The 19,890-nt window shown below is 56.9% G+C and carries 18 protein-coding genes; 7 read left to right on the forward strand and 11 right to left on the reverse strand.

Annotated elements, in window-relative coordinates:
• The 4 genes from ABYT07_RS05185 to ABYT07_RS05200 form a co-directional block, all read right to left on the reverse strand.
• A partial coding sequence (locus tag ABYT07_RS05185; RefSeq protein ID WP_372989934.1) for an ABC transporter permease occupies window positions 1-682 on the reverse strand: 682 nt, incomplete at its 3' end.
• Between the two features lie 4 nt (window positions 683-686).
• Window positions 687-1,550 (reverse strand): ABC transporter permease, encoded by an 864-nt coding sequence (locus ABYT07_RS05190; protein WP_372989935.1) that lies wholly within the window; start codon window positions 1,548-1,550, stop codon window positions 687-689.
• 67 nt (window positions 1,551-1,617) lie between these two features.
• Entirely contained in the window at window positions 1,618-2,904 is a 1,287-nt protein-coding gene (locus tag ABYT07_RS05195; protein WP_372989937.1) for a PotD/PotF family extracellular solute-binding protein, read from the reverse strand.
• Window positions 2,905-2,938: 34 nt separating this feature from the next.
• On the reverse strand, window positions 2,939-3,925 hold the full coding sequence (locus tag ABYT07_RS05200) for an ABC transporter ATP-binding protein (RefSeq protein WP_372989938.1): 987 nt from the start codon (window positions 3,923-3,925) through the stop codon (window positions 2,939-2,941).
• A 232-nt stretch (window positions 3,926-4,157) separates the two neighbouring features.
• Between ABYT07_RS05200 and ABYT07_RS05205 the strand changes: the two genes are divergently transcribed.
• The gene (locus ABYT07_RS05205; protein ID WP_372989939.1) at window positions 4,158-4,865 is read left to right on the forward strand and encodes a GntR family transcriptional regulator; all 708 of its coding nucleotides are present in this window, start codon (window positions 4,158-4,160) and stop codon (window positions 4,863-4,865) included.
• A gap of 127 nt (window positions 4,866-4,992) precedes the next feature.
• Here the strand turns inward: ABYT07_RS05205 and ABYT07_RS05210 are convergent, their stop codons facing one another.
• From ABYT07_RS05210 to ABYT07_RS05230, 5 genes are all read right to left on the reverse strand, one after another.
• Window positions 4,993-6,813: a M3 family oligoendopeptidase gene (locus tag ABYT07_RS05210; protein ID WP_372989940.1), complete on the reverse strand. Its 1,821-nt coding sequence runs from the start codon at window positions 6,811-6,813 to the stop codon at window positions 4,993-4,995.
• Window positions 6,814-6,886: 73 nt separating this feature from the next.
• A complete protein-coding gene (locus ABYT07_RS05215; RefSeq protein WP_372989942.1) occupies window positions 6,887-8,485 on the reverse strand; it encodes an ATP-dependent DNA ligase in 1,599 nt (532 codons plus the stop codon).
• Window positions 8,482-9,495, reverse strand: a complete 1,014-nt coding sequence (locus ABYT07_RS05220; RefSeq protein ID WP_372989944.1) for a ligase-associated DNA damage response exonuclease — start codon at window positions 9,493-9,495, stop codon at window positions 8,482-8,484. The genes ABYT07_RS05215 and ABYT07_RS05220 overlap by 4 nt, the downstream gene beginning before the upstream one ends.
• 115 nt (window positions 9,496-9,610) lie before the next feature.
• Complete coding sequence (locus tag ABYT07_RS05225; RefSeq protein ID WP_372989946.1) at window positions 9,611-10,564, reverse strand: alpha/beta fold hydrolase; 954 nt, start codon at window positions 10,562-10,564, stop codon at window positions 9,611-9,613.
• Entirely contained in the window at window positions 10,564-10,854 is a 291-nt protein-coding gene (locus tag ABYT07_RS05230; RefSeq protein WP_372989948.1) for an SCP2 sterol-binding domain-containing protein, read from the reverse strand. The genes ABYT07_RS05225 and ABYT07_RS05230 overlap by 1 nt, the downstream gene beginning before the upstream one ends.
• A gap of 74 nt (window positions 10,855-10,928) precedes the next feature.
• Here ABYT07_RS05230 and ABYT07_RS05235 point away from each other — a divergent pair, with 74 nt between their 5' ends.
• The 5 genes from ABYT07_RS05235 (at window position 10,929) to ABYT07_RS05255 (ending at window position 16,039) form a co-directional block, all read left to right on the forward strand.
• Entirely contained in the window at window positions 10,929-11,495 is a 567-nt protein-coding gene (locus ABYT07_RS05235; protein WP_372989963.1) for a hypothetical protein, read from the forward strand.
• An 18-nt stretch (window positions 11,496-11,513) separates the two neighbouring features.
• Window positions 11,514-14,441, forward strand: coding sequence for a helicase-related protein (locus tag ABYT07_RS05240; protein WP_372989949.1), 2,928 nt, complete (start codon window positions 11,514-11,516; stop codon window positions 14,439-14,441).
• Window positions 14,442-14,828 (forward strand): RNA-binding S4 domain-containing protein, encoded by a 387-nt coding sequence (locus ABYT07_RS05245; protein WP_372989950.1) that lies wholly within the window; start codon window positions 14,442-14,444, stop codon window positions 14,826-14,828.
• A 51-nt stretch (window positions 14,829-14,879) separates the two neighbouring features.
• Window positions 14,880-15,218: a ferredoxin FdxA gene (gene fdxA, locus ABYT07_RS05250; RefSeq protein ID WP_008225888.1), complete on the forward strand. Its 339-nt coding sequence runs from the start codon at window positions 14,880-14,882 to the stop codon at window positions 15,216-15,218.
• A 305-nt stretch (window positions 15,219-15,523) separates the two neighbouring features.
• Complete coding sequence (locus tag ABYT07_RS05255; RefSeq protein WP_372989952.1) at window positions 15,524-16,039, forward strand: CarD family transcriptional regulator; 516 nt, start codon at window positions 15,524-15,526, stop codon at window positions 16,037-16,039.
• 98 nt (window positions 16,040-16,137) lie between these two features.
• Here the strand turns inward: ABYT07_RS05255 and ABYT07_RS05260 are convergent, their stop codons facing one another.
• Both ABYT07_RS05260 and ABYT07_RS05265 read right to left on the reverse strand, forming a co-directional pair.
• The gene (locus ABYT07_RS05260) at window positions 16,138-18,075 is read right to left on the reverse strand and encodes a cation:proton antiporter (RefSeq protein ID WP_372989954.1); all 1,938 of its coding nucleotides are present in this window, start codon (window positions 18,073-18,075) and stop codon (window positions 16,138-16,140) included.
• A 40-nt stretch (window positions 18,076-18,115) separates the two neighbouring features.
• Window positions 18,116-18,574: an Lrp/AsnC family transcriptional regulator gene (locus ABYT07_RS05265; RefSeq protein WP_372989955.1), complete on the reverse strand. Its 459-nt coding sequence runs from the start codon at window positions 18,572-18,574 to the stop codon at window positions 18,116-18,118.
• A gap of 136 nt (window positions 18,575-18,710) precedes the next feature.
• On the opposite strand from ABYT07_RS05265, the gene hppD reads away from it, so the two are divergent.
• Window positions 18,711-19,805: a 4-hydroxyphenylpyruvate dioxygenase gene (gene hppD, locus ABYT07_RS05270; RefSeq protein ID WP_372989956.1), complete on the forward strand. Its 1,095-nt coding sequence runs from the start codon at window positions 18,711-18,713 to the stop codon at window positions 19,803-19,805.
• The last annotated feature ends 85 nt before the right edge of the window (window positions 19,806-19,890 follow it).

Raw genomic sequence — 19,890 nt, forward strand, 5'->3', positions numbered from 1 at the left:
CGTAAATCTCGAGCGGCAATGTGTTGTAGCTGCCTGCGGTCAGCAGGGTGCGCGCAAATTCATCGTAGCTTAGCGTAAAGCCGAACAGCGCCACACCGATCAGCGACGGTGCAATGATCGGCAACACAACATGTCGAATTGCCTGCCAAGGGGTGGCCCCCAGATCACGGGCGGCTTCCTCGTAACTTTTGTCGAACCGGTTAAAGACGGCGAACATGATCAGCAAACCAAAGGGGAGGGTCCATGTCAGTTGTGCGCCAAATCCTGAGGTTGACCAATGCACGCTGAGCCCGGTTTGCGAGAACATCAACCCCACCCCCAACGAGATGAGGATCGACGGGATCACCAGCGACGTGATGATCAAATAGAACAAGATGCCCGAGCCGGGGAAACGCTTGCGAAACGCCAGCCCGCCCATGACAGATACGACCACTGTGGTGACCATGACCATCAGGCCCAGCAAGAAACTGCGGCGGAAACTGCCCCAGATGTCGCCGACGGCCTGCTGTTCAAACAGGTCCTTGAACCAATACACAGACACACCGCGCATCGGAAAGGTCAGCCCGCCGCCTTCGCCCTGAAACGACAAAATGGCGATGGTGATCGTTGGACCGTAGAGGAACAGCAAGAACAGGGCAAAAAAACCGGTGAGAATATAGAACGAGCGGGGACGGGGTTCCATCAGATCAAAGCTCCTTACGGATGTCGACAAAGCGCAGCAGGATACCGATCACCATCAGCACCGTCAGCAGCAGTATGATCGCGGTGGCCGATGCGCTTGGGTATTGTAACAAGGCGATGTCATTTGAAATCAGGCGGCCCACGTTGGCGGACTGGCTGCCCGACATAAAGCGCACGGTAATGAAATCCCCCATCACCAGTGTCACAACAAAGATCGTGCCGATCATGATACCGGGCTTGGTCAGCGGCAGGATCACGTTCCACAGAATTTGAATGCCACTGGCACCCGCATCGCGCGCTGCTTCGATCAGGGATTTATCGATGCGCATCATCGTATTAAAGATCGGCACGACCATGAACAGCGTATAAAGATGCACAAAGGCAAGGATCACGGCGAAATCGCTGAACAGTAACCATTCTACAGGTTCGTCAATCACCCCCCACGAGATCAGCGCGGAATTGGCGATGCCATTGCGGCCCAGAAACGGAATCCAGCTGATCATTCGGATGATGTTCGAGGTCCAGAACGGAATTGTGCACAGCAGGAAAAAGGCGATCTGCCACGTCTGTGTGCGGATGTGAAACGCCAGATAATAGGCGACAGTAAAGCCGATCACAAAAGTGAAGGCCCATGTGATCAAGGCATATTTAAACGTGTTGAAAAAGACGGTGTAGGTGACGGGAGAGCCGAATAGAAATTCGTAATTCTCCCAGACAAAGGCGGGAATGATCGAAAATTCCGTCGCCCGCCAAAAGCTGACAACAGTGATCATGACAATCGGCGTGACCAGAAAGATCAATAGGACAAGGACAAGCGGCGACACCATCAGCCAGCCCATCAGTGCGTTATTCGCGCGAAGTTTGTTCATGTGAGTTCCGGTCAAGAAGTGATGGGCGCACACCCAAATGAGATAGCATGTGCGCCCAAAATTGAGATTAAGCGGCGATGAACTCGTTCCACTTGCGGACCATGTACTGGTTTTCGTCCATGACAGAGTTCCAGCAGGCAACTGAGCCCATGCGTTCCTCGAACGATCCACCGTCACGGGTGTCACCGACACCGGCCAGCGTGTCGCCGAACGGCGAAGTGATATCGCCCTCGGCCTGCTTGCCCTCGAACCAGTATCCCCACTCATCCGCAGACATGAACGACTTCGAGGTCTCGGGCACGGCCGAGTAATAACCCTGGCGCATCAGGAAACCGCCAACCCAACCGGAGAGGTACCAGTTGATGTATTCATAGGCCGCCTCCAGCTCGAGGCCCGACAATGCGGCCGAGATGCCCAAGCCGCCGCCCCATGAGCGATAGCCTTCTTCCAGCGGCTGATAGACGCAAGGAATGCCCTGTGATTTCACAGCCGTGATCGCGGGCGACCACATGGACTGGATCACAACTTCGCCCGATGCCATCAGGTTGACGCTTTCGTCGAAGGACTTCCAAAAGGCGCGGAACTGGCCGTTTTTCTTGGCTTCGGTAAAGATGCCAAGGGTCATGTCGATTTCTTCTTTCGTCATGTTGCCTTTGTCGGGGTAGGTGTATTCCCCCATGGATTCCACGACCATTGCCATGTCCATGATCCCGATCGAAGAAATGTCGAGGATCGATGCTTTGCCCTTGAATTCGGGGTTCAGCAGTTCGGACCATTTTGAGATCGGGCGGCCGATCAGGTCAGGGCGAATGCCAAGCGTGTCCGCGTTGTAGATTGTCGGGATCAGGGTCATCCAACCGGATTCCTCATCCACGAAATCAGTGCCGTTCTGACCAGAGGTGAAGCCCACCGTATGCGGTGCCGTGCCTTGTGCGATGGTGCTTTCGGGCGTCAGTTTGCCGTCGCGAAAGATGCCGACAATCTTGTCGTAATTTGTCAGTTTGGTGGTGTCCATCGCCTGCAGGTTGCCTGCGGCCCATACCTTTTTACAGATAAAATATTCGATATCCGCGATGTCAAAGCTGTTTGGCTGGGTCGCCGCGCGCTGTGTCACGCTGTCGGTATCAAGCGCGGTCATTTCAAGCGTAAAGCCGAGGTCTTCTTTGACCTTTGTCGCGACCTCGTTGAGGTTGGAAACGCCGGTGCCGAATTGGCGGATGGTCACATCCTTGATGTTTTGCGCCCAGACCATCGGCGCGCCAAGGGTCGATGCCCCCGCGACAAGGGCAGTCGAGGCGGCCCCCTTAAGCAACGTTCGGCGGCTAAGACCATTTCGGTTCGTAAACTGGGTCATGTGTCGTTCTCCTTGTTGGTGGAATGCCGCAATTTTATGCGGTCAGGTGGTGTAGTTTTGCGCTGTCCCAAGACAGTCCAATCGCGTCGCCGGGGTTGTGGGGGTGGGCGAAAAATGCAGCATCCGGGATCAGGGCTGTGATTTCCTGATCGCCCGCTATGCGCGACAACACGGACACAAATGTGCCTTGGTATTCGATCGCGGTCACATGCGCTGCGACCACACCCTTGTCAGGGGGGGTGATGTCGACGGCATCGGCGCGAATGGCGAACAACCCTTTTGGCAGGGAAATCACATTGTGCCCGCCCATAAAGCGCGCGACGAATTCGGTCTTGGGCGCGTTGAACACCTCTTGCGGGGCACCGGCCTGTTCGATCACCGCGTTGTTCATCACGACAATCTCGTCGGCCAGCGCCAGCGCTTCGTCCTGCCCGTGGGTGACGTGGATAAAGCTGATGCCGAGCTCTTTTTGCAGTTTCTTCAGTTCGGCACGCATCCGGATACGCAAAAAGGGATCCAGCGCCGACAGCGGCTCGTCCAGTAACAAGACATCGGGGCGTGTGATCAGGGCGCGGGCCAACGCGACCCGTTGCTGTTGCCCGCCCGACAGTTGGTCAGGCAGGCGGTCGGCAAGGGCGGTCAGATCGACCAGCTCCAACATCTCGCCTGCCTTGGCGCGGCGGGTGGTAGCGTCAACGCCCTTCATCTTGAGGCTAAAGCCCACATTGTCGATCACGCTAAGATGCGGAAACAACGCGTAATTCTGGAACATCATCGCCGTGCCACGCTGTGCAGGTGCAAGGCGTGAAATGTCGCGACCGCCCAGCAGGATCGCGCCGTCTGTCACGCTTTCATGCCCGGCAATCATGCGCAGGGTCGATGATTTACCACAGCCCGACGGCCCCAACAAGCAGGCGTAGGACCCGGCCTTGAACCTGTGTTGGATCGCATCCACCGCAATCGTCGTACCATAGCGTTTGGTGACGGTTACCAGCTCCAGATTCTGTTTTGATGTCGTCATTCAGGCCCCCTCGGTTTCAACGACAGGGCAGGGTCGCGGGGCCAAATTCAAACAAAGCCGGTACTTTGTGGGTGGCCAATCTGAAAATGGCGCAAATTTAATCGCAATTTTTGCCGTATGCGTAAATATTGCACACAATATTGTATACAATTATCTGGTTACCCGTGTGCATCGTGGCCATCTTGTTCAATACGATCAGGTCTGGCATCAGAGGATTCGAAGGAAAAATTACATGCCCGCACAGCCAGTTTCATCGTTCAAACCCAAGGACACGACCGAGAAGGTTGCACAAGCGTTGGCATTGGCCATTCACGAGCATCGGATCGCACCGGGCACGAAACTTGGCGAAGACGAGATCGGCGAGATTTATGATGTCTCGCGTACTGTTGTGCGCGCCGCCTTGCAATCGCTGGCCCATATCCAACTGGTAGAGATGCAGCGCAACAAAGGGGCCTTTGTCGCCCAACCTACCCTGCGCGAGGCCCGTGAAGTTTTTGAAGCCCGCGCCTTGCTTGAGCCGCGCACGGCGGGGTCTGCTGCCACGCGGGCCACGCCGCGCGACATCGAAATTTTGAAACACCATATCGCGCAAGAACATGCAGCGATGGATGCGGGGGATCATGGCCGGGCACTTAACCTGTCGGGCATGTTTCACATTGAGATGGCCCGGATCGCCGATCAGGACACAATCCGCCAGTTCATTGAAACGCTGATTGCCCGTTCGTCACTTATCATTGCGCTCTATTGGCGGCGTGAAAGTGCGCTTTGCGAAAGCCATGCCCATCACGCGCTGGTTGATGCGATTGCCAAGGCGGATGCGCCAGAGGCAGAGGACCTGATGCGCAGCCACCTTGTAGATCTCAATTCTGCATTGGATCTGCGCGACCGACCAAGCCAAACACGAAGCCTCAAAGAGCTACTGCAAGACCCCAAACTTTGATCTTACAAGCATCTCGCGCGCCGACAGCGAAGGTTTTCACTGCAATAAGGGGCGACGATCCAAAAACGGGCCTGAAGGATCATCGCACGAGGTCACATCCAGCCCACGCCCTTGGACGGAAGGAGGCTTACGCCTCCATCGCTTCCAATTCATCAATAAAGCCCGAGATCATCGAAAGGCCTTTATCCCAGAATGCAGGATCAGAAGCGTCCAGACCGAAGGGGGCCAGCAGCTCCTTGTGATGCTTGGAGCCACCGGCTTTCAGCATATCGAAATATTTGTCTTCGAACCCCGGTTTGCCTTCTTCGTAGACGGCATAAAGCGCATTCACCAACCCGTCGCCAAAGGCATAGGCATAGACATAGAAGGGCGAATGCACGAAATGCGGGATATAGGCCCAGAATGTCTCGTAGCCGTCCATGAATTCGAACGCCGGTCCTAGGCTTTCGGCTTGGACGGACATCCACAGGGCGTTGATGTCGTCCGGCGTCAACTCTCCGCCACGGCGGGCATCGTGCAACTTGCATTCAAAGTCATAGAACGCGATCTGGCGCACGACCGTGTTGATCATATCCTCGACCTTGCCGGCCAGCAGCACCTTGCGTTCTGCGTTGGTCTTGGCGTTGTCCAACATCTTGCGGAAGGTCAGCATTTCGCCAAAGACACTTGCGGTTTCGGCCAGTGTCAACGGCGTTGACGACAGCATTTCACCCTGACCGGCGGCCAGAACCTGATGCACACCGTGGCCCAATTCGTGGGCCAGCGTCATCACATCGCGCGGTTTGCCCAGGTAGTTCAACATCACGTATGGGTGCACGTTCGTCACGGTGGGGTGGGCAAATGCACCGGGTGCCTTGCCTGGCTTGACGCCTGCATCAATCCAGCCGTCGGTAAAGAAGGGCGCGGCAATCTCGCCCATGCGCGGATCGAATGCGTTATAGGCATCCATCACCATCTTTTCGGCGCGGTCCCAGCCGACAACCTTTGGATCTTCCATAGGCAGCGGTGCGTTGCGGTCCCAGACCTGCATCACGTCAAGCCCCAGCCATTTGCGTTTCAGTTCGTAATAGCGGTGGCTCAGCTTGGGGTAGGCTTTGACAACCGCGTTGCGCAGCGCCTCGACGACCTCGGGTTCGACATGGTTGCTAAGGTGACGACCGGTTTGCGGGGTTGGCATCCCACGCCAGCGGTCGATGACCTCTTTTTCCTTGGCCTGCGTGTTGTGGACGCGCGCGAAAGTCTTGATGTTGCTTTGGAACACATCGGCCAATTCGCGGGCTGCGGCCTCGCGCATGTCGCGGTTGGGGTCGGTCAGCAGGTTCAACACGCCTTCGATGTTCAACTGGTCCCCTTCGACCACGAATTCGAGGGCCGCGATGGTTTCGTCAAACAGACGTTCCCATGCGTCGCCCACGACACCCAGATCATGCAGGAACTTTTCCAGCTCGTCGCTGAGCTGATAGTCCTTCATCGCGCGGATGCGGTCGAAAACCGGCTTGTAGCGCGCAAGATCGGCCTTTTGATCCAGAAGCTTGCCCAGATGGTCGTCTTCCAGACGGTTCAGTTCCAGCGTGAAAAACACCAGCGGGGTGGTGAAATTGGTGATCTTTTCCTGTGCATCGGACAGGAATTTCGCCCGACCCGCGTCGGTGGTCATTTGGTAATAGCGCAATCCGGCATAGGACATGATCCGCCCTGCGATCTGGTTTATCTTTTCGTTGCGCAGCACACAGTCCAGAAACCCTGCGGCATCCAGCGTGGCCAGATTGCCTTCATAGTCAGCGGCAAAGCTGCGGCATGCTTCTTCGAGCCAGTCGAGATCGCGCTTCAGCTCGGTTGCATCTTCGCCTGTATAGAGGTCATCCAAGTTCCATTCGGGCAGATTGCCCAAGGGGGAGGCGGCTGCACCAGCATTTGCATCGCGGACGGGGAAGGGCAGTTGAAACATGAAGAACCTCATTTTGACGTTGAACTTACCTAAGCGTCAGGTGTGGTCAAGGCAAGGCGGCGACATGGCGGAATCAGCCGTAATTGCGCAAGATTTCTTCTAAATCGGCCAGTGTGTTGGCCTCTTGCAGCGGTTTATCCTGTCGCCAGCGCAACATTCTGGGGAATCGCAGGGCAACGCCCGATTTATGGCGGGGGCTGCGGGCGATCCCTTCAAAGGCGATTTCGAAAACATGATGGGGTGTTACCTTGCGCACAGGACCAAACCGTTCGAGCGTATTCTTACGCACCCAAGCGGTAATCTGGCGAAACTCTGCGTCGGTCAGCCCGCTATAGGCTTTGGTAAAGGGCACCAGATCGTTGCCGTTCCAAACGGCAAAGGTAAAGTCGGTGAACAGGTTCGCACGGCGTCCCGACCCTGATTGCGCATAGATCATCACCGCATCAATTGTCAGCGGGTCCAGCTTCCATTTCCACCAATCGCCCTTTTTGCGCCCCGCCAGATAGGGGCTGTGACTGTGTTTCAGCATCACCCCTTCGGCTTGGGCTTCGCGGGCCTTGGCGCGGGTCGCAGCAAGGGCGTCCCATGTGGCAAAGGTCAGCTGCGGCGACAGACGGACCGGGGCCTGTGGTTGAAGGTCGGCGCAGGCCTGTTCCAGCAGTTCACGGCGCTGCGCAAAAGGCTGGTCGCGTATGTCCTGACCGTGCCATTCCAGCAGATCGTAGGCGTGCAGAACCACCGGTGCTTCGGCCAGCAATTTCTTTGGAACGGTTTTGCGGCCAATGCGGGATTGTAGCGCATTAAAGGACGACGGGGTGGGTTGATCTTGGGGCCAGACCAGCAATTCGCCGTCCAGCACGGTGCCATCGGGCATGAAATCCAATGCACGCGCCAATTCGGGAAAGCGGTCAGTCATCAGTTCTTCGCCGCGCGACCAGACGAAATACTGCCCGTCGCGCAGGATCAACTGACCCCTGATCCCGTCCCATTTCCATTCCGCGCGCCAGTCTTCGGGGGCACCCAGATCGTGCGGGGCGGTTTCCAGCCCATATGCCAGATAAAACGGATAGGGCCGCGATGCATCGGCCGAGGCATCTTCGGCCTCGACCAACGCATGCCACGTTGTGTCATCGGGGTGCCAATTGCCCATCAGCCGGTGCGCCAGCTCGGTTTCCGGCTTGTCGGTGGCACGGGCCAAGGCGCGGGTCATCAGTTTCTGGCTGATGCCAACACGAAACCCGCCGGTGATCAGTTTGTTAAAGATAAAGCGCTCGGCGTCATCCAAGCGGTCCCATGCGGACGACACGAACGCTTTGCGCGCGTCCTCATCTTGGGTGTAAATCTCGCGCAGGGCTGCGATCCAGTCAGACAGGCTTTGGTCGTCTTGGGGGGCTTTTGGCGGCAGCACCAGTGCGATGGTTTCCGCCAAGTCGCCAACGATGGCATAGCTTTCCTCGAACAGCCAAAGCGGGATGCCAGCACGTTCGGCGGCCCATGCGCGCAGGCGGGAGGTGGTCACGGCGCGTTTGGGGCGACGACCCGAAAACAAGGCGATGGTCCAAAGGCGATCTGCCTCGGGGGCGTCTGCGAAATACGCGGCAAGGGCAGCGACTTTCACGTTCGTTTTGGTGCTTTGGTCGATCGTTGTGAACAGCTTGGCAAACCGCTTCATTCCGCGGCATCCTTGTCGAGTGTTTCCCCTTCAAACTGTGTCGGGACCACCTGTGCGTTCCATCCGTTTTCGTTCAGGTAACGGTTGAAGATATCAGTATAACCATGTGTCACATATATATTTTCTGCTTCGGTTTCTTTGATCGCTGATAGCAACCCGTCCCAGTCGGCATGGTCCGAAATGACAAAGCCCCGATCCCCCGCGCGGCGGCGGCGCACGCCCCTGATGGCCATCCATCCACTGGCAAAAGCAGTTTCCTGCGGGCCGAATTTCTTGGCCCACGCACTCCCCAAAGCCGAAGGCGGGGCAAGCACGATGGCACCGGGATGATCCTTTGGCTTCAGATCGCCATTTGCAAGGATCGTATCGGGCAAGGCGATTCCCTGATCGCGCATCACGCGGTTGGTGTTTTCGATCGCGGTGTGGGTCAGGACCGGCCCAATTTCAGGATCAAGCATCGTCAGCAACCGCTGCGCCTTGCCAAGCGCATAGGCCCCCAGAAACGCGGTCTTGCCATCCTTGGCGCAGGTGGCCCACCATGCGTTGATCTGGCGCGCCACACTGGCCTGATCTTGCCACCGGAACACGGGCAGCCCAAAGGTGCTTTCGGTAATGAAGTGATGGCATTTCACGGGAGTGAACGGGTCCGACAGCCCGTCATCCACGACCTTGTAGTCGCCCGAGGCCACCCAGACCTCGCCCTTGACCGCGACCCTGATCTGGGCCGATCCCGGCACATGTCCTGCGGGATGAAACGAAACATCTGCATCCCCGATGCGACGCACCTCGCCATAGGCGATACCCTCGGCGGAGATCTCGCCCAGACGGTGGCGCATGACGGGCAGGGCGGCATGGGTGGCAAGATAACTGCCCATGCCCCACCGCGCATGGTCCGAATGTCCGTGGGTGATCAATGCGCGGTCCACCCGACGCCACGGGTCGATATAGAAATCACCCGCAGCGCAATAGATGCCATTTTCCGTAAAGCTAAGAACCGGTACCGTTGTCATGCGCTAAAGATAGGGGCCACAGGCGGTTTGGACAGTGCAGCGTGATCGACAAAAGAAAACTTATTGGGAAGTTGTTCAAAACAAACCGGTTAACATGCTTTCTTGATCTGTTTCCTCAGGATCTGTTCTTGGCATTCCCCAAGAATAACCGCGCCATATCGTCGATTGCAGCATCCCGGATGGCTGGCTTTTCCATCAATATCTCGTGCTCTGCGCCTTCGACGATTTGCAGCTTGCTGCCGGTCCATGTCTTCATCCGCTGATGGATGCGCCCGATGTGAACGATCCGTTCGTTTGACCCCAGAAAGGTCACGCATGGCAGGCTGGGGGCTGCGCGCAGGGCAAGGTGTTTGGTTTCGTCCAACGCTTCGCGCAGCCAGACATAGCTGGGACCACCAAGAGCCAGCTCTGGATGGGCGACAAGCTGGTCGCGCATCATGTCGAACATGGGTGCATCTGTGGTCAGCATATTGTTTTCAAACGGTTCTGACGCGACATAAGAGTCGTATTTTGTCCCGAATGGCAATTGGTGTCCTTGACCAATCCGCGGCATGATCCGCGACAATCCCCATGCGAAAGGACGAAGATGCGGGGCAAGATGAATGCCCCACATTGGCGCGGTAAAGGCTGCAGCCTGAACCGACAGCCCCTCCATCGCGGCGCGCAGACCAATGGCACCACCCATAGAGTGGGCAAGCATGAAAAACGGTCGTGGCAATTGAAGCGTGCGCGCGGCACGCATCATTGTCGCCACATCTTTTTGGTAGTCGGGAAAGTGATCGACCTGACCGACCCTGCGATCCGGCAAAAGCCGGTCGGCAAGCCCTTGTCCGCGCCAGTCAATGGCCATCACGGCAAGGCCGCGCTTGGCAAACTCGGCAGCGGTCACCCCGTATTTTTCGACATATTCCGTGCGACCAGGGAACAGCAATACGGTCCCCTTTGCACCGTCCACCGGCCAATGCGCCACCCGCAGCCTTTTGCCGTCCGGCGTTTCTGTCCAATGTGCCAGCCCCGTTTCGGGGCCGGGATAAAGGTCAGTGAAAAGGGGTGCGGGGGCGAGGGTCATCAGGCCAGCACAGACGCCAGTTTCATCGCCATGCCCATATCGCCGTCAAGCTTGAGCTTGCCAGTCATAAACGCACTTGTCGGGTTGGTTTCGCCTGACAGAATGGCCTGAAACGTCTCAACATCCGCAGAAAGCGTGACATCTGCGGGCTCATCGGCAGCGCGCGCGCCTGTTGAATCCATCATAACGCAGCCCTCGCCTTCAATGTCGAACTTGGCAGTGCCGTCAAAATCGGCCCCCGCCAGTTTTCCGTTCAAGACAGTTACGGCTTCATTCACAATATCGCTCATCCGAGGTCCTTTTTTCGAAAATGCTGCCGAGATGTCTGGAAAAGTGGCGGCAGCCTGTTACATTCACTGTTGTTATGGTCAATCACATCGTCAACCTCAAACATACCGTCGCGGCACTTGGTTTCTGGGTGTTGCTTGGCGGTGTGTCTTTTGCGCAAGCGCAGATGCCCCAAGCGGAAGAATTGCTGGATGAATTGCGCATGGCCCCCGCCGAGGAAGCGTCGCGGATCGAACGTGCCGTTCAGACGGCTTGGGCGCGGTCGGGGTCAGCCAGCATTGATCTGCTGCTAAAACGGGGTCTTGATGCGCTGGCGGGCGGTGACACCGTCCTCGCGATCGAGCATTTTACAGCCCTGACAGATCATGCACCGGATTTTGCCGAAGGGTATCATGCCCGTGCACAAGCGTATTTCAGGGCTGATTTATACGGGCCTGCGATCGATGATCTTGAATTAACTCTGGCGCTTAACCCGCAACAATTTAACGCGATTTTTGGGTTGGGCGCAATCTTGCAGGAATTTGGCGACCTGCGTTCCGCTGCCACTTTGTATCGCCGGGTTCTTGCGATAAACCCTCACCATGAAAACGCGCAAAAGGCGCTGGACGGGCTTCGGCGCGACGGCATCGGGCGCACTCTTTAAGACGTCGGGAATATTCTGGTGACAGGTGATAGTAGGGTCGTGGCCGTTTTGGGCCCGACCAATACGGGCAAGACCACATATGCCATTGAACGGATGCTTGCGCATCGGACAGGGATCATCGGCTTGCCGCTGCGCCTGTTGGCCCGCGAGGTCTATGACAGGATCGTGGCCCTGCGTGGCCCGTCCGTGGTGGCGCTGGTCACAGGCGAAGAACGTATCGTGCCGCCGCGCACGCAATACTGGGTCTGCACAGTCGAGGCGATGCCTGAAGGTATGGGCGCTGATCTGGTGGCGGTCGATGAAATCCAGCTTTGTGCGGATCCTGAACGAGGTCATGTCTTTACGGACCGGTTGCTGCGGGCGCGGGGGCTTCACGAGACGCTCTTTATGGGGTCGGACACGATGCGCGGCACCATCGCCGCACTGGTCCCCAAGGCGCAGTTCATCAAGCGCGAACGGATGTCTGAATTAACCTATGTAGGTCAGAAAAAGATAAGCCGGATGCGCCCGCGCAGCGCAATCGTCGGGTTTTCAGTTGAGAATGTATATGCCATAGCCGAGCTGATCCGCCGCCAAAAAGGCGGTGCGGCGGTTGTGATGGGGGCGCTTAGCCCGCGCACCCGCAATGCGCAGGTCGAGATGTACCAAAGCGGAGAGGTTGACTATCTGGTCGCTACTGATGCGATCGGGATGGGGCTGAATCTGGACGTTGATCATGTCGCTTTTTCAGCGCTAAGCAAATTTGACGGGCGGCGGATGCGTCCGCTTGCCCCGAACGAATTGGCCCAGATCGCCGGACGGGCAGGGCGCGGATTCAAAAGCGGGACATTCGGCGTCACCGGCGATGCGCCGCCGCTGGACGACGGGGTTGCCCGCGCGATCATGGATCATAGCTTTACGCCGCAAAACAAAATCAACTGGCGCAATCCGTCGCTGCAATACGGCAGCATCACCCGGCTGATCCAGACGCTTGAGATGTCGCCAAATCACGAACGCCTGTACAAAGCCCGCGAGGCGGACGACCTGCGCGCACTGAAGGCCCTCGGCGAAGATGCCCAGATAACAGCGCGATGCACCGACGGGCCGTCCGTAAAGTTGCTATGGGATGTCTGCCGTATTCCTGATTTTCGCGGCATCAGCCATGCCGAACATGCCAGCCTGTTGGAAACAATTTTCAACTATCTTCACCAACGCGGAACGATCCCCGACGACTGGATCGCGGGACAAATTAACCGCATAGATCGAACCGATGGTGACATTGATGCGTTGTCCAAGAGACTGGCGTTTATTCGCACGTGGACATATGTGACCCAACGCAAAGGGTGGACGATTGACGAAAGTCATTGGCGAGACGCGGCGCGTGTCGTAGAAGACAGACTGTCGGACGCGCTGCACGAGCGTTTGACCCAGAGATTTGTAGATCGGCGCACATCCGTGCTTTTGCGCCGGCTAGGACAGAAGGAAGCCATGGTGGCCGAAGTAAACGAGACCGGTGAAGTAACCGTTGAAGGCGAATTTGTAGGCAAGTTGGACGGGTTCCGTTTCCGGCAAGACAAAGGCGCGGGTGTGGCGGAAGACAAAACGATCAAGACAGCTTCGTTGCAGGCCTTGGCACCGCAATTCCATTTGCGTGCTGATCGCTTTTACAATGCGCCTGACACTGAAATTGATTTCACCGAACAGGGTGGCCTGATGTGGGGCAGCTCTGCTGTTGGGAAACTGGTGGCTGGCCCTGAAGGGCTGCGTCCGGGCATTGAGGTGTTCGTAGACGATGTGGCTGGGCCCGAGGTTGCGCAAAAAGTGCAGCGTCGTTTGCAGCATTTCATCGACCGCAAGATCGCGGCGTTGTTTGAACCGCTAGTTACGTTGTCAAAAGACGAAGCGCTCACCGGTCTGGCCCGTGGCTTTGCCTTCCGGATGCTTGAAAACTTTGGCATCTTGCCCCGCGCTGACATTGCAGAAGACGTCAAAGCACTGGATCAAGACGCCCGTGGTGCACTGCGCAAGCACGGCCTGCGCTTTGGTCAGTTCACGATTTTTATGCCTTTGCTGCTGAAACCAGCACCGACGCGTCTGCGTCTGGTGTTGTGGTCACTGACCAAGGGGTTGAGCGAATTTCCGGAATCGCCCCCTCCCGGCCTGGTGACCATTCCGGTTGATGCCAGCGCGCCCGATGGGGCGGCAACGATGTCCGGCTACCGCAACGCGGGCGAACGTGCGATCCGGATCGATATGCTGGAACGCTTGGCAGACATGCTGCGGTCCGAGGATTCGCGCGGCGGGTTCGAGGCCAAGGCAGACATGCTGTCGATCACCGGCATGACACTTGAACAGTTCGCGACGTTGATGGCAGGGCTTGGCTACAAGGCAGAAAAGTCAGAGCGTCCAAAGGTCAAAGCTGTTGATGCGGTTGTGCCGCATGACGGCGCGCGGATGGCTGTTGATACCGGTGCGGATGCGGATACGCCTGTGATGGATGTCGCAGCAGAGCAGCCCGCAGGCGGCATCGTCGCTGATCCTGCTGCGGTGCAGCCGGATGATGTGGTGCCTGAGACGGCGGATATCCCGGACGAAGGGATCGCCCCCATCGCCGAGGAATTGGCTGAAACGCCCGTCGTTGATGATCACATCCCCGACACGGTTGCCGAGGAAACTGCAATCGGAACCGCCCCTGATGCGGCAATTGCCGCCCCCGAGATGGAGACGTTCTATGTCTTTACATGGGGCCGCGCAGCACGTGCCAACCAAGGGCCGCGCCGCGGCGGTGGCGAACGTCCCCAAGGCAAGGGCAAGCCCGGTCCGCGTGGCAAAAAGGGTGCGCCTCGTGGCGACAAGGGGGGCAATAAGTCTCAAAGCTTTAACGCCCGTCCACCCAAGGCCGAAAAGCCAATCGATCCTGACAACCCCTTTGCTGCGGCCCTGATGGGTCTGAAAGACAATAAATAATTGTCGCAAGGGGCGACAAAGCTACGGCTGGATAAATGGCTGTGGCATGCGCGGTTCTTTAAGACCCGTTCTTTGGCTGCTGCCCGCGTTACAGCGGGCGCAGTCAGGGTGAATGGTGAAGCTGTCCAGAAACGCGCCACCTTGGTCGTGCCGGGCGATGTTTTGACCTTTGCCATGGGGGACGATGTGCGCGTGATTCAGGTCGCGGCCATCGGTACCCGGCGCGGTCCTGCGCCCGAGGCGCAAGAGCTTTATGCCGATCTGTCCCCGCCATCCCCCAAATCCGAGAAAAAGCCGCCTGAAAATCCGGCATTTGAGGGAAAAGGGCGCCCAAGCAAGCGTGATCGGCGTGTGCTTGATCTTTCTCGGGCACGCCACCTTGAATGATACGCGGCGCTGATTTAGCAATGCGCAAATCATGTCAAAAAAGATGAACTTATGACCTACATTGTGAACGACAGCTGTATCGCCTGCAAATACACCGACTGCGTCGAAGTCTGTCCGGTGGATTGCTTTTACGAGGGCGAAAACATGTTGGTCATTCATCCTGACGAATGCATCGACTGTGGTGTCTGCGAGCCGGAATGCCCTGCGGACGCAATTCGCCCTGACACAGAGCCGGACATGGAAAAATGGGTCGAATTCAACCGGAAATATTCGGAACTTTGGCCGGTGATCATCACGAAAAAAGACCCTTTGCCCGAAGCAGAGGAACGTGATGGTGAAGAAGGCAAGCTTGAGAAGTACTTCTCTGAGGCACCGGGCGAAGGTGGCTAAGTGATTCGTTTTTTCGGGGCGATTTCGGTCGCCCCAAAGGGATTGTTCACCATTTAACTATTTGTTATACAAGAATTTAACGACAAACACGCGATGGGCCGCTTTTAGCGGGCCCTTTTTTGTGATATGTATGTGTCCAAATGACTTTACATATCTGCACCCTTTCAACCCTTCTGCCGCGGTTGAGCTTGAAATTCTGAAGTTGTGATACTTGGCTGGAGACCTTTCGGGTCGCCCAGCATTTGTCTTTGTGAAAAGGCAAAATTACCCATGCGGGTGCCCCCCGCGCCTAAGGAGCCATACTTATGAGCAAGTCGAAAAAGCTAGATTTCCGCCCCAACGAATTCGTCGTTTACCCCGCCCACGGTGTGGGCCAGATCATATCGGTCGAAGAGCAGGAAGTCGCGGGCATCTCGCTTGAGCTATTCGTCATCGCGTTTGAAAAAGACAAGATGACCCTGCGCGTGCCAACGCACAAAGCCACCGAAATCGGGATGCGGTCGCTTAGCAGCCCTGACACGATCACCCACGCGATGAAAACCCTCAAGGGTAAGGCCAAGGTCAAGCGGGCCATGTGGTCGCGTCGTGCGCAAGAATACGAGCAAAAGATCAACTCGGGCGATCTGATCGCTATTGCCGAGGTCGTGCGCGACCTGCACCGCACCGATGACCAGCGCGAACAAAGCTATTCCGAGCGTCAGCTATATGAGGCCGCACTGGAGCGGTTGACCCGCGAAGTTGCAGCCGTTGCCGGTGGCGATGAACTGGCCGCTGCCAAGCAGGTTGGTGATGTGCTGGAAAGCCGTGTCGCCGCAGCCTAAGCGACGTTAACTAATCGGCGTTGCCCAAGCGACGTGGACTAAAATAAAAGCCGCGCCTGACATGATCAGGCGCGGCTTTTATTTGAGGGGCGGGTAGGTCAGGCGCGCTTTCTCTCTTCTTCGTCGATGCGGTTCATGAAGGCGGTTTCAAGGTCCTTCTGAAGCTCTTTCGCGCGGGCCACATAGGCCTTGTTTTCGCTGGGCGGGATGTCGGGGCGCCATAGTGCCGCCAACTCGCGCACCGAAGCACGGTCATGGCTGTAGAACATGCGCTGCGCCTCGGCGGCTTCGTAGTCGGAAAGACCAAGGTTTTCCAACACATAGCGCCCGGCGCGAAGCGAACTGTCGAACATCTCGCGGACGATGTCATTGGCCCCGGCCTGATAGTGCTGATACACATCGGTGCGGTCATGGGCGCGGGTGACAATGTGCAGGTCCGGGCGTTCCTTGCGGGCATAGGCGATCAGCTGCAACGCCGCCTTGCGGTCGTCCAGCGCCACCACCAATACCTTGGCATCCTTTAGCCCCGCTTTGCGCAGGATATCGGCACGGGTCGGATCGCCTAAAAACGCTTTGTACCCAAAGCGCCGCATGACGGCGATGGTTTCGGGGTTGTGGTCCAACACAACTGTGCGAAAGCCAGACGCCTGCACCAGCCTGTTGACGATCTGCCCGAAACGGCCAATGCCCGCGATGATCACAGTGCCCTTTTCGTCAATTTCGTCTGCGATGATGGGCCCGGTCTTGGTTTCGCTGCGTTTGCTGATCTGATCATAAAGGATGAACAAAAGCGGCGTGATCAGCATGGATAGGGCGACCACCAGCAGCAAGGTTTCGGCCACATCATTTGGCATAGCCCCGGTTGCCACCGAAAAGCTGACCAGCACAAAGCCGAATTCACCCGCCTGTGCCAAGCCAAGGGCAAACAGCCAGCGATCACGGCCCTTTAGCTTGAACAAGGTGCCAAGCGCATAAAGGATCAGGCCTTTGACGATGATCACCAGCAGCGCCATGCCAACGATAATCACCGTATCTGCGTAAAGCAGCTCAAAGTTGATGCCCGCGCCGACGGTGATAAAGAACAAGCCCAGCAGCAGCCCCTTGAAAGGCTCAAGGTCGGTCTCAAGCTCGTGACGGAATTCGCTGCTGGCCAACACCACACCGGCCAGAAACGCGCCAAGCGCAGGCGACAGGCCAACAAGCATCATCAAAAACGAAATGCCGACCACGATCAGCAGGGCCAGTGCGGTATACATCTCGCGCAGCTTGGCTGCGTGAATAAAGCGAAAGACGGGGCGCATGAAAAATACGCCGGTTATGATGATGCCGGCGATGGCCCCGAGGGTGACCAGGGTAATGCCCCAACCGGGCAGACCTTGGACCAGCGATATCGCGGCCTGAGCCGTTTCCGCACCTTGTCCCACGGCCTCTGTTGCGCCATGCCCTCCGGCACCATGGGCAGCATCGCCCTGCGGGGCCAAGGTGATTGACCCATCCGCTTGCAAGGACATTGGATTGGCGACGTTCACAACCAGCAATGGCAAAAAGGCCAAAATCGGGATCACGGCGATATCCTGCGTCAGCAGAACAGAAAACACGGACCGCCCGCCTGCCGTCTGCATCAAGCCCTTTTCCGACAGTGTTTGCAGCACAATCGCCGTCGACGACAGCGATAGCGTCAGACCAACCGCCAACGCCACCCCGACCGGTTGACCGTAGGCCATGGCAATGCCCATCAACGCCGCCGCACTCAGCACGACCTGCAAGCCGCCAAGCCCCAACAACCGGTGCCGCATGTTCCACAGCGCGCGGGGTTCAAGTTCTAGCCCGATCAGGAACAACATCATGACAACGCCGAATTCGGCAAAATGCTGAAGGTCTTTGGTTTCAGACCCGACCAACCCGAACGCTGGGCCGATCAAAATACCTGCGGCCAGATACCCCAACACTGACCCAAGCCCGAGCCGCGCGGCAATTGGCACCGCAATCACGGCTGCGGCCAAATAGATCGAGGCTTGGAACAGGAAACCTTCCATAGGGGATACTCTTTCGTTTGGCCGAGGGGCCCTGGTGCATTTAGGTGGGCAAAGGCCCGTCGATCTTCAGCTGGTCCATCACGATCTGGCTATGTACTTTTGCAACCGCCCCGTGGGGCAGCAGCACGTCGTGGATCAGCCGGTTCAGACTGGGCAAGTCTGCACAATAGACGCGTAGCAGATAATCTGCATCCCCTGTCATGGTCCACGCGCTCACGATTTCGGCACGTGTGGCCAAAAGCCGCGCAAAGCTGTTTGAATATTCGGGCCCATGGGTGCCCAGATGGACCTGAACGAAGCCCTGTACTGCCAATCCCAGCTTCTCGGGGTTCAGCTTGGCACGGTAGCCTTCAATAAATCCCTCTTGCTCAAGCCGCTGACGCCTGCGCCCAGCTTGCGAAGGCGACAAATGCAGTTGCTCGCCCAATTCCTGCGCCGTCAGGTGGGCGTTCTTTTGCAATGCAGACAAAAGCCGGCTGTCTATATCATCTAACGCCATGCGGGGTTCTCACATAAATTTTTACAATTGTGCGTTAATGCCGCGCATTTATCCAGTCTTGAGTGGAAATTTGCGCAAAATACGCGGGGAACTGCCGATAAAATAGCCTAAATCACCTTAATTTGCGGAGTTCCCCATGGGCCCTTTCCCACATGATGCAGAAAAATCGAAAATCACCGCCGATAATCCTGCGGGCACAGACGGATTTGAATTCGTAGAATTCGCCAGCACCGAGCCGCAAGAGCTCCGCGATTTGTTTACGCGCATGGGGTATGCCCATGTTGCCAATCACAAGACTCAGCAGATCGAGCTTTGGCAGCAGGGCGACATCACCTATGTCCTGAACGCCGAACCAGACAGCTTTGCTGCGGGCTTTGTAAACGACCACGGCCCTTGCGCGCCTTCAATGGGCTGGCGCGTGGTTGATGCACAACATGCATTGGCCCATGCCGTCTCAAAAGGGGCAGAGGAATATACCGGCACGGGCAAAGTTCTGGATGTGCCTGCGATCAAGGGAATCGGCGGATCGTTGATCTATTTCGTGGATCAATATTATGACACCTCACCTTATAACGAGGAATACGACTGGATCGCGCAATCCAAACCGGCAGGGGTGGGGTTCTATTACCTCGATCACCTGACCCACAATGTCTTCAAGGGCAATATGGACGTCTGGTTCAAATTCTACGGCGATTTGTTCAACTTTCGCGAAATCCGTTTCTTCGATATCGCAGGCAAGTTCACCGGCCTGACCTCTCGTGCGCTGACCTCTCCATGTGGCCGCTTGCGGATACCAATCAACGAAGACCGTGACGAAAAAGGCCAGATCGTCGCATACCTCAAGAAATACAAAGGTGAGGGCATCCAGCACATCGCCGTCGGGGCACGCGACATCTACGAAGCCACCGATACAATTGCTGAAAACGGCCTTAAATTTATGCCCGGCCCCCCCGAAACGTATTACGCGCTCAGCAAGACCCGCGTGACGGACCACCAAGAACCTCTCGACCGGATGAAGAAACACGGCATCTTGATTGACGGCGAAGGGGTCGTAGATGGCGGTGAAACCCGTATCCTTTTGCAAATCTTCTCAAAGACCGTGATCGGCCCGATCTTTTTCGAGTTCATTCAGCGCAAAGGTGATGACGGCTTTGGAGAGGGTAATTTCAAAGCCCTGTTTGAAAGTATCGAACAAGAGCAAATCGACAGCGGTGATCTTAAAACCGCCTAAGACAAAAAATAAGACCCGCAGTGTAAAATCTGCGGGTTTTTCGCTTCTCTGGCTTGGAAATATCCCGGGGGGCCGCCCAAGGGGC

This window comes from Sulfitobacter sp. (genome assembly GCF_041552635.1).
In the GTDB taxonomy this organism is placed as follows: Bacteria; Pseudomonadota; Alphaproteobacteria; order Rhodobacterales; family Rhodobacteraceae; genus Sulfitobacter.